Annotated in this window: 8 protein-coding genes; 1 reads left to right on the forward strand and 7 read right to left on the reverse strand. The window is 64.2% G+C overall.

All coding sequences use genetic code 11. The features are described from left to right. Positions 1-181: 181 nt before the first annotated feature. The 7 genes from SMD10_RS07450 to ugpB all read right to left on the reverse strand — a co-directional run bounded on the left by SMD10_RS07450 (position 182) and on the right by ugpB (position 10194). Positions 182-1807 carry an ABC transporter substrate-binding protein gene (locus tag SMD10_RS07450; RefSeq protein ID WP_331685039.1) on the reverse strand — a complete coding sequence of 542 codons (1626 nt, stop codon included), beginning with the start codon at positions 1805-1807 and terminating at the stop codon, positions 182-184. A gap of 136 nt (positions 1808-1943) precedes the next feature. Further along, complete coding sequence (locus tag SMD10_RS07455) at positions 1944-3878, reverse strand: ABC transporter ATP-binding protein (RefSeq protein ID WP_331685040.1); 1935 nt, start codon at positions 3876-3878, stop codon at positions 1944-1946. Further along, complete coding sequence (locus SMD10_RS07460) at positions 3875-5695, reverse strand: ABC transporter ATP-binding protein (RefSeq protein WP_432757203.1); 1821 nt, start codon at positions 5693-5695, stop codon at positions 3875-3877. The genes SMD10_RS07455 and SMD10_RS07460 overlap by 4 nt, the downstream gene beginning before the upstream one ends. Before the next feature lie 243 nt (positions 5696-5938). Further along, the gene (locus SMD10_RS07465; protein WP_331685042.1) at positions 5939-7021 is read right to left on the reverse strand and encodes a sn-glycerol-3-phosphate import ATP-binding protein UgpC; all 1083 of its coding nucleotides are present in this window, start codon (positions 7019-7021) and stop codon (positions 5939-5941) included. 1 nt (position 7022) lies between these two features. After that, positions 7023-7871, reverse strand: a complete 849-nt coding sequence (ugpE, locus tag SMD10_RS07470) for a sn-glycerol-3-phosphate ABC transporter permease UgpE (protein WP_331685043.1) — start codon at positions 7869-7871, stop codon at positions 7023-7025. Positions 7872-7907: 36 nt separating this feature from the next. Next, positions 7908-8789, reverse strand: coding sequence for a sn-glycerol-3-phosphate ABC transporter permease UgpA (gene ugpA, locus SMD10_RS07475; protein WP_331685044.1), 882 nt, complete (start codon positions 8787-8789; stop codon positions 7908-7910). Between the two features lie 112 nt (positions 8790-8901). Then, positions 8902-10194 carry a sn-glycerol-3-phosphate ABC transporter substrate-binding protein UgpB gene (gene ugpB / locus SMD10_RS07480; RefSeq protein ID WP_331685045.1) on the reverse strand — a complete coding sequence of 431 codons (1293 nt, stop codon included), beginning with the start codon at positions 10192-10194 and terminating at the stop codon, positions 8902-8904. A 258-nt stretch (positions 10195-10452) separates the two neighbouring features. Here ugpB and SMD10_RS07485 point away from each other — a divergent pair. After that, positions 10453-10956: NUDIX hydrolase (locus SMD10_RS07485; protein WP_331685046.1), on the forward strand; the 504-nt coding region annotated here is incomplete at its 3' end.

Raw genomic sequence — 10956 nt, forward strand, 5'->3', positions numbered from 1 at the left:
CGTGGCGCTCGGCAGGAAGAGAGGCTGGAGAGCGGCAGGTCGGCCAGGCGCGCATGCAACGCCGACCCTGCCGGGCGCCGGGAGCGCAGGCCAAGGGGCGCTGCCGAAACGGATCATCATAGGCATCATCATGATCGGTCGATCGCGGCTGGCGGCATGCCGCCAGCCGCGATGAGGATCGCTACTCGGCGCTCTTCGTCACCGGCCAGTAGAAGGCCGAGCTGACCGCGCCACCCATGCCGAAGCCGTCGACACCCTTTGCGGCACCGTCCTGCTCCTGGAGCTGGAAGATATAGGTGAAGGGCGAAAGCTCCTGATTGGTCCGCTGGATCTCGGCGTACATCTCCTTGCGCTTTTCGGTGTCCTTCTCGACGACCGCGTCCTCAACCATTTTCGTGGTCTCCTCCGCCGGGTAGGCGATGCGCCAGGACAGATTGCCGGTGAGTTGGGCTTCCTCCGAGTTGTCGGGGTTGGCGGCAAAGACGGAAGCGTTGGTGTTCGGGTCGGGATAGTCCGGGCCCCAGGATTCCAGCGTCAGCTCAGTCTTGCGCCCGCGGAAGGCCGAAAGGACCTCGGAGCCCGTGGCCGTGCGAATATTCGCCTTGATGCCGGCCTGGCCGAGCGTGGCCTGGATCGCCTGAGCCATGTCGGTGCGGATCTTCTCGTTGCGTACGAGAAGCTCGACCTCGAAGCCGTCCGGATAGCCGGCCTCGGCAAGCAGCTCCTTGGCCTTGTCGACGTTCAACTCGTAGGGCGTGTCGTCGATCGCGCCGAGAAAGCCCGCCGGAAGCAAGGTCTGATGGACCGCCACCTGACCCTTGAGGATGGTGTCGGCCATCCCCTTGTAGTCGATCAGGTACTTGATCGCCTGCAAGACCTTGACGTTGGCCAGCGGCTCGACGAGCTGGTTGGCGGCCAGATAGAAGATGCGCCCGCGCTGCTCGGTGACGACCTTCAGAGCGTCGTTGCCTTCGATCGCGGAGATGTCCTCCGGCGTCAGATTGCGGGCGACGTCGACATCGCCCTTTTCCAGAAGCAGACGTTGGGTGGCGGGCTCGGGCACGTGACGTACGAAGACGCGCTTCATGGCCAGGTCGCCGGGCCAGTTTTCGTTGGCTTCCAAGAGCACCGACTCGTTCGGCTTCCAGCCTCGCAGCGTGTAAGGTCCGGAGCCGGCCGAATGGGTGGCGAGCCAGGCATTGCCCATGTCCTCGCCCTCGGCATGCTCCATCACGGTCTTCTCGTCGACGATCGAGCCGATCTCGGCGGTCAGTGCGTTGTAGAAGAAGGACGGAGCATAGGGCTTGTCAGTGACGATCTGGACCGTATCGTCGCCGGGCGCCGTAATCGTCTCGTCGACATTGTCGGGCGTAAAGCCGAACTGTGTGAGAATGAAGGAGGGCGTCTTGTCGAGCTTGACGGCGCGCCGCAGCGACCAGACCACGTCCTCGGGGCGCACCGGATTGCCGGAGGCGAACTTCAGGCCGGTGTCGATGGTGAAGGTGTAGGTCACACCGTCGTCGGCGACGCTCCAATCCTTGGCGACGCCAGGCACCAGTTCCTTGGTCTCCGGATCGATGCCGATGAGCTTCTGGTACATGTTGTTGATGCCGTCCTGGCCGGACCATTCGAAGCTCTCGCCGGGGTCGAAGGTCTTCAGGTCGTCGATCGAATTGGCGATCACCAGGGTGTCGGCGGGCGTTTCGGCCAAGGCAAGGGGGGCGCTCAGGCTCGCCATGCCAAGGACCATCATTCCGGCGAGAAGCCGCCGTGGGCGGTGCAGTCGAAGCAGAGGCTGTGTGGTCACGGAAACGCCTTTCGTCAGCACAGTCTTTCCGGCATGTATGCCGGCCAGGAAAGTCAGACAGGCTATTGAACGCTCAGACGTCTGACAAGTGGCCTGCGCAGAAAGACGGCGCAAACGTCCGCTGCATAAGATGTGTTCACAGATCAAGAAAAACGACGTTCGACCGGTTTCCGTTTCTAGTGCGCATGTCGAGACCGTCGTCCAGAACGTCGTCGGGAATGTCGTCGAACGAGGAATAGTTGAGGTTGTAGAGCTTGGCGTAGAGGCCCTTCTTCGCCATGAGCTGATCGTGGTTGCCGGTCTCGATCACCCGCCCGCTTTGCAGTACGATGATGCGGTCGGCGCCGCGGATGGTCGCCAGCCGGTGGGCGATGACCAGGCCGGTGCGGCCTTCGAGCAGCCGCACCAGCGCCTTCTGGATCAGCATCTCGGTGTAGCTGTCGATATTTGCGGTGGCCTCGTCGAGCACAAGGATCTTGGCGTCGGCGACCAGGGCGCGGGCGAAGCTGATCAACTGGCGCTGACCGAGCGAGAGATTGCCGCCGCGCTCCCCCAGTTCGGCGTCGTAGCCGCCGGGCAGGCTCAGGATGAAGTCGTGGGCACCCACCGCCTTGGCTGCGGCCACGACGTCTTCGCGCGTCGCTTCGTGCATATGGTAGCGGATGTTTTCGAACACCGTGCCGGTGAACAGAAACGGCTCCTGCAGCACCATGGCGATCTGCCGGCCGAGCGACTCCTGCGTCAGATCGCGCACGTCGTGGCCGCCAACGGTCACGCTGCCCTGCTGGACGTCGTAGAAGCGATGGGCGAGCGCCATGGCGCTCGACTTTCCGGAGCCCGTCGGGCCGACCAGTGCGACGGTCTCGCCCGGATTGACGCGGAAGTTCACGTCCTTGAGCACCGGGTGCTTGGGATTGTAGCCGAAGGTGACGTTCTTGAACTCGACCGAGCCGTCCATGTCGGCCGGCAGCGGCTTGGCGTTCGGCGCGTCCCTGACGTCGACCGCCACGTCGAGAACCTCGATCAGCCGCTGGCCCGAGGCCATGGCGCGCTGCATCACCGAATACTGCATGGTGAGCGAACGGATCGGGTCGAAGAAGCGCTGGATGTAGAACAGGAACGCGACCATCACGCCGACATCGAGCGTGTCGTTCATCACCATCGAACCGCCGACGGTGATGACGATGACCATGGCGAGGCCTGTCAGTGTATCGACGATCGGAATCATCACCTGGGCGAAGCGCGCCGCCGTCAACTGCGCGCGCAGATTGGCGAACGCCTTGTCGTCGAACAGGGTGAAGTTGACATGCTGGCGATCCATGCCCTGAACCGCGCGCACGCCGTTGATGCCCTCGGCGAGCGCGCCGTTGGTCACCGAGTTGGTCTCGTGCGCCGCCATGAAGGAGGCCCGCGCCCGCGGCAGCCAGACCAGCCGGACGAGCAGCAGCACTGGCACGATCGACAGCGTCATCAGACCAAGCCGGAAATCGAGCCACAGCATCACCGCGACGATGCCGAACAGGAGCACGATATCGCCGACCGACAGCACCGAAGTCTCCAGGAATTCCTGCATCGAGTTGACGTCGCCCTGCAGGCGCGACATCAGCCGGCCGGTCTCGGTCTTGTCCATGAAGGACAGCGACACCCTCTGCAGGTGCCCGAACATGGCGCGCCGGATGTCGAACAGGACGTTTTCCGCGACCTCGCCGACGAAGGTCTCCTGGACGTAGCTGGCGACCCAGTTGATCAGGATCGCGACCGCGAAGATGATCATGACGACGGCAAGGGCGGCTCGACCGCCGAGCTCGGGGTCCATTGCGTTATCGATGGCGTAGCGGATCAGCAGCGGGATGGTGAGCTGGGTCAATGTGAACACCAGCACCGCGGCGACCGACACCCCCAGCTTGGCCTTGTAGGGCTGCACGAACCGCCAAAGGCGCCGGACAATCCGGCCGTCGAAGGCCCGGCCGAACATCTCCTCGCGTTCGGTGTGCGAGCCGACCACCGCGTGCGGCGGGCGTCCGTCGTCCTGCATGATCACGTCGACTTCGCTCGTCGCCTGCCTGCTCATAGCGCCGGCACCTTCCCGCTTTCCAGCATCTCGTCGCCCGGCCGCACCTGCAGATCGTAGAGCGCGCGGTAGCGACCGCCCTTGGCGAGCAGCTCCTCGTGCGTGCCCTGCTCGACGATCTCGCCACGGTCCAGGAACAGGATCTTGTTGGCGTGCATCAGCGAGCTCAGCCGGTGCGCCATGATGATGGTCACCCGATCCTCCACATAGCGGCGCATGGCGCCGCGGATGCGCTGTTCGGTGCCGGCGTCGATGGCAGCGGTGGAATCGTCGAACACCATGACGGCAGGCTTCAGCATCAGGGTGCGGGCGATCGACAGGCGCTGGCGCTGGCCGCCCGACAGCGACACGCCCCGCTCGCCGATGATGGTGCCGTAGCCGGTGGGCAGGCCCAGCACGTAGTTGTGCAGCTGTGCCGACTCGCTGGCGCGTTCGATCCGCTGTTCCTTGGCCCAGGGATCGCCATAGGCGATGTTGTTCTCGATCGAGGTGGTGAACAGGAACGAGTCCTGCTGCACCACGGCTACGGTCTGGCGCAGCGAGCGCAGCGTGACCTGGCCGATGTCCTGGCCGTCGATGGTGATCTGTCCCTCTGTGACGTCGTAGAATCGGGGAATGAGGTGGGCGAGCGTCGACTTGCCGGCTCCCGGAGGGCCGACGATGCCGATCGTTTCGCCGCGCCGCGCCTCGAAGCTGATGCCCTTGAGGATCGGACGGTCGGGCGCTTCGGGGTAGGCAAAGCCGACGTTGTCGAAGCGCAGCACGCCGTCGGTCACCGCCAGCGGCTTGGCACCCTCGACGTCCCGGACGGCGGGATCGAGGTCCAGGATGGCGAACAGCCGGGAGCCGCAGGTGGAGGCCCGCGAGAAGGAGTTCACCATCAGGCCGAGCTGGCGGACCGGCATCTGCAGGATGGTCATGAAGGTCAGGAACGAGGCCAGTGTGCCGACGCTGATTTCGCCATCCATCACCTTGCCGCCGCCGACCCAGAGCACCAGGCCCATGGCGGCGAAAAAGGAAAAGGTCATGGCGCTGGCATTGCGCACGCGAATGCCGATGCGTCGATGCGCCAGGCTCATGGCCCGCTTGGAGGCGCCATCGAACTTTTCCATCTCGTGGCGCTGGGCGGCGAAGGCGCGCACGACGCGAATGCCGGCGAGGTTCTCCTCCATGACGCGCGTCAGCACCGACAGGCGCTCCTGCAGTTCCAGCCAGGTGGCGCGCAGCCGGAGCTGCATGACCGGCGAGCGCCAGGCGACGAAGGGCACGAAGCTCAAGGACAGAAGGCCGAGCGTTACGTCGGTCGACAGAAGAAGATAGGCGCCGATGCCGATCAGCATGGTCAGGAGCACCACGCGCACCAGACCGGTGGAGAAGAAGATTCGCACTCCTTCCAGGTCAAGCATGCCGATGGTGATCAGGTCGCCCGAGTGCACCGAATCATGGAAGCCGAAGCTCAGGCGCTGGATCTTCTCATAGAAGGCCAACCGCAACTCGTAGCCGATGTGATGGCCGACCGATTCGGCGAAATAGTTCTGAAGCAGGGTGAAGACGCCGCGCAACACGCTGACGGCCAAGAGCGTCAGGGCGGTGATCAGCAGCGCGCCGTCCGTTGCCTCGCCGCCGCCGTCCACGACCCCCTGAGTCTGATCGATGGCGCGCCCGAGCAGCAGCGGGATAGTCAGCTGCAGCGTGGCCGCCACCAGCGTGGCGCCGATCGAGATCGCGACCTGCCAGGGATGGCGGAGCGCCATATGGATGATTCTGAGAAGGGTGCCGAGTCCGCGCCCCCATTCTGCCGCCGCCACATGGGCCAGGGCATTGCCCCGCCTCCCGACGCCCTTTACGGCTGCGTCACTCACGATATGTCCCCGAAGATTCTCGAAGTGGATCCGACGACGTCATCCACCCGAACACAGATAGGCCGCCGCAGGGTTGCGGCGGTCGATGCTGGTTCGGTTCGGTGAGGACTCCGTCGCCGACGGCGGTAGACCTTGCCGGATTATTCTCCGACAATTGCCATAGCTACTGCTACATGCAGGCAAGTCAATCGCCGCGTGTCAGATGTGAACGGGCGTGTCGATCCGACGGCCGCTTTCGGTCTCGAAACGGTGGATGGCGGTCGCCTCCGCCGCGGCGCTGATCCGGGCGCCGGCCTCGAAATGGCGATAACCGGGGACCCGCAAGGCGACCTCCGTCTGCGTCGGGCCCAGCGTCCCATAGACGTAGCTTTCGGCGCCGACGAGCTCGACCGAGGTCACCGTCAGGTCCACCAAGATCTCTTCGGGACGAGGTGGCTCGCCGTCGATCAGGCGCATGTGCTCGGGACGGATGCCCAGCGTGGTGCCGTCGGACATCGCATTCATGACGGCGCTCGGGCCGGTCAGGCCGGCTGCGGTGCCGGTATCGATCGGGATCAGGTTCATCGCCGGAGAGCCGATGAAGGTGGCGACGAACAGGCTCGCCGGCCGCTCGTAGACCTCCATCGGCGTGCCGACCTGTTCGATATGGCCGTTCGACAGGACGACGAGCTGATCGGCGAGCGTCATGGCCTCTAGCTGATCGTGGGTGACGTAGAGGCTGGTGGTGGCGAGGCGGCGCTGCAGGCTGCGGATTTCAGCGCGCATCTGCACGCGCAGCTTGGCATCGAGGTTGGAGAGCGGCTCGTCGAACAGGAAGACGGCGGGCTCGCGCACGATCGCCCGGCCCATCGCCACGCGCTGGCGCTGGCCGCCCGAGAGCTGGCGCGGCTTGCGGTCGAGCAACGCCTCGATCTGCAGGATGCCCGCGGCCTCGTCGACGCGGCGGGTGATCTCGGCGCGCGGCATGTGCCGGTTCTTCAGCCCGTATTCCAGATTCCCGCGCACCGTCATATGCGGATAGAGCGCGTAGTTCTGAAACACCATGGCGATGTCGCGCTCGGCCGGCTCGAGCTCGTTGACCACCCGACCCCCGATGTCGATGGTGCCGTCGGTGATCGACTCGAGGCCCGCCACCATGCGCAGCAGCGTCGACTTTCCGCAGCCCGACGGTCCGACGAGGACGACGAAATGACCGTCTTCGACGGCGAGCGAGACGCCCTTCACGGCCTGCACACCGCCAGGATAGGTCTTTTGGACGTCGCTCAGCGTGATCGCCGCCATCTCATTTCTCCGTTTCGACGAGACCGCGCACGAACCAGCGCTGCATCAGAACGACCACCAGGACGGGCGGTGCGATCGCCAGGATCGCCGTCACCATCACCAGGTGCCACGGCGTCTCGGCATCGGCAAAGGAGACCATCTTCTTGAGAGCGATGACGATCGTGTTCATCTGGTTGTCGTTGGTCACCAGCAGCGGCCAGAGGTACTGCGTCCAGCCATAGATGAAGAGGATGACGAAGAGGGCGGCGATGTTCGTCTTCGACAGGGGCAGGAGGATGTCGCGGAAAAAGCGCATCGGCCCCGCCGCATCGATCCGCGCCGCCTCTACCAGTTCGCCGGGGATCGTCATGAAGAACTGGCGAAAGAGCAGCGTCGCGGTCGCCGAGGCGATGAGCGGCAGGATGAGGCCCGCATAGGTATCGATCAGGCCGAGGTCGACCATGACCTTGTAGGTCGGCAGGATGCGGACCTCGACGGGCAGCATCAGCGTGATGAAGATCAGCCAGAAGAACACCATTCGGAGCGGAAAGCGGAAAAACACGATGGCGAAAGCGGACAGGATCGAGATCGCGATCTTGCCGCAGGCCACCCCTAGCGCCATCACCAGCGTGTTGAAGAGCAAGGTGCCGACGCCGACCCCGCCGATGCGCCCGATGCCGCCGAACAGCGCCTCGCCATAGTTTTCAGCGAAATGATCGCCCGGAACCAGGGGCAGGGGCGGACGCAGGATCGTCTGGAGCGTCTGGGTCGAGGCGGTGAAGGTATAATAGATCGGGAAGGCGACGATCAGGATCCCGAGGATCAGCAGCAGATGCGCCACGGGCCTGCCGAAGGTGTTGCGCTCGATCATCGCCCGGCCTTTCCCGAGCCGGTTTCAGCCGAGACCTCAGCCATAGTGCACTCGCTTTTCCACGTAGCGGAACTGGATGGCCGTCAGGCCGATGACGATCGCCATGAGGATGACCGACTGAGCGGCCGAGCCTCCCAGGTCGAGATTGACGAAGCCGTCGTTGTAGACCTTGTAGACCAGGGTTTCCGTCGCCTTGGCCGGGCCGCCGCCGGTGACCGCGTCGATGATGCCGAAAGTATCGAAGAAGGCGTAGACCGTGTTGACTACCAGCAGGAAGAACGTCGTCGGCGCGATCAGCGGAAAGACGATCGTCCAGAATCGTTTGGTCGAATGCGCGCCGTCGATCGCCGCCGCCTCGATGAGCGAGCGTGGAATCGACTGCATGGCCGCCACGAAGAACAGGAAGTTGTAGCTGATCTGCTTCCAGGCTGCTGCGGCGATGACCAGCAGCATTGCCTGATCGCCGTCGAGCAGCGGATCCCAATGGATGCCGTTGCGACGAAGCAGATAGGCGAAGGTTCCCATGGTCGGGTTGAACATGAAGAGCCAGAGCAGGCCGGCCACGGCGGGAGCCACCGCATAGGGCCAGATCATCAGCGTGCGATAGAGGCCGCGGCCTCGCACGACCTTTTCGGCCGCACTGGCGAGCAGGAGCGCCAGCGCCATCGCCAGGATCGCCGTCGCCAGGCTGAAGACGAGCGTCACCTGGATGGCGTTGAGATAGTTGGGATCCGTGAGGACGGAACGGAAATTGGCGAGGCCGACGAAGCGGGTCTTCAGGCCGAAAGGATCCTGCCGCAGCAGCGATTGATAGAGCGCCTGGGCGGCGGGCCAATAGAAGAATACCAAGGTGATGGCGAGCTGCGGTGCCACCAGGACATAGGGCAGGACGCGGTTGGGAAAGACGGCTCTGGACACGGGCTCACTTCGCAGGAAAGCGGAGCCTGCCGAGGCAGATCGTGACTGCCCCTGCAGGAACGGTCGGCCGGGCGGTCATTCCGCCGCCCGGCGAAGGCGCTGACGCAGCCGGCTATTGCGCGTCGGCGATGGCGGCGTTGCCGAGTTCGACCGCCTTGTCGAGGGCTTCCTGGGCCGTCATCTGGCCGGCCAGCATCGCCTCGAACTGCTCGTTCTCGATGTCGCGGAGCTGCGGCAGGTTGGGCATGCGCACACCCTTCGAGTTCTCGGTCGGCTCCTTGCCCATCATCTGGGTGATCGGCGTTTCGCGACCGGGGTTCTCGTCATAGAAGCCCGAGTTCTTCGTCTCCTCGTAGGCCGCCATGGTCACGGGCAGGTAGCCCGAGTCCTGGTGAAGGCGCGCCTGGATGTCGGTCTGCGACAGGAAATGGAAGAACTCCGCGATGCCCTTGACCTCGTCGTCCGACTTGCCGCCGAAGACCCAGAGGCTGGCGCCTCCCGGGATGGTGTTCTGCGGCGCGCCCTTGGCGTCGGCATCGTAGGGCAGCTGGCCGATGCCGTAGTTGATGCCGGACTTCACGATGTCGCCGAGGCCGCCCGACGATTCGGTGAGGATGGCGCACTCGCCGGATAGGAAGAGCTGCTTGGCCTCCGAGGTGCGGCCGCCGTAGCGGAACACGCCGTCCTTGGCGAGATCGGCGATCGCCTGGAAGTGGTTGACGTAGATCGGTTCGTTGATCTTCAGCTCGACGTCGGTGGTCGCCAGGCCGTTCTCGCCGGTGGAATAGGGCACGTCGTTCCAGGCCGCGAAGTTCTCCAGATGGATCCAGGTGAGCCAGGTGGAAGTATATCCGCATTCGGCCGCACCCGATTCCTTGATCTTGCGGGCGGCGTCGAACACCTCCTGCCAGGTCTTCGGCGGATTATCGACGTCGAGACCCGCCTTCTCGAACAGATCCTTGTTGTAATAGAGGATCGGCGACGACGAGTTGTACGGGAAGGACAGCATGGTGCCGTCCGGCTTGGAATAGTAGGCGACGATGCCCGGCAGGTACTGCGACTTGTCGAAGCTGTAGCCGCCGGCCTCCAGAACGTCGGCGACCGGCATGACGGCGCCCTCGGCGCCCATCATGACGCCCGTGCCGACGTCGAAGACCTGGATGATCGCCGGCGTCTGTCCGGCGCGGAACGCGGCGATACCCGCATTCAGGGTTTCCGGATAGGTGCCCTTGAACACCGGAACGATTTCGTAGTCGCTCTGGCTTTCGTTGAATTCCTTGGCCAAGGTCTCGACGACCTCGTTGTTGGCCCCGGTCATGGCATGCCACCACTGCAGCTGCGTGGCCGCCGAACTCGCGCAGGTCGCACCCAGCACCGCACAGGTGGCATATGCCGGGATCAGCATCTTTCGGATCATTCGATTCACTCCCAATGGAACGACTTTTGGCATTGTTCCTCCCGCCAAGAAGCCGATGACGGAACAATGCCCTCAAAAACGGGGTGGAGACAAGCAGGGTGCTAAACGGCGACCACAACAGCTTGATGAATGTCGCGGGACGTGCGCCGATGTGGCGAACATCAATTTTCGATTGCACGTGCGGGAAAGGCGTTCCTTTGAGTTAGAATCGAAGCGCGCATTGATTCTGGAAACCCGCAAAGGCCGATGCCGAAGAAAGCGTCCAAGACCAAAACGAAATCCCACTCGAAGCAGCGCCAGATCGCGGCGCTGCCCTATCGGGTCGCCGATTGCGGTGCGATCGAGATCCTGGTCATGACGTCGCGGGAGACGCAGCGCTTCATCCTGCCGAAAGGCTGGCCGATCAAGGGGTTGTCGCCATCGGATGCGGCGGCGCGCGAAGCCTTCGAGGAAGCGGGACTGGTCGGCAAGGCGCGGCGAAAGCCGTTCGGCCGCTATCGCTACTGGAAGCGCTTCAAGGCGTCGTTCGGGCTCGTGGATGTCGACGTCTATCCGTTGGAGGTTCGCAAACAGAGGAAGAAATGGCCCGAGAAGGGCGAGCGTCACATGCGGTGGCTGTCCTTCGACGATGCCGCGCTGCTGGTCGACGAGCCCGAGCTCGAAACGCTCCTCCTGGAATTTGGCCGGAAGCGTGGGGGGGGGGGCGGGGGGGGGCCCCGCCCCGCGGGCGCCCCCCGCGCCCGGGGGGGG

The sequence above is a fragment of the Consotaella aegiceratis genome (assembly GCF_036541425.1).
Taxonomy (GTDB): Bacteria; Pseudomonadota; Alphaproteobacteria; order Rhizobiales; family Rhizobiaceae; genus Consotaella; species Consotaella aegiceratis.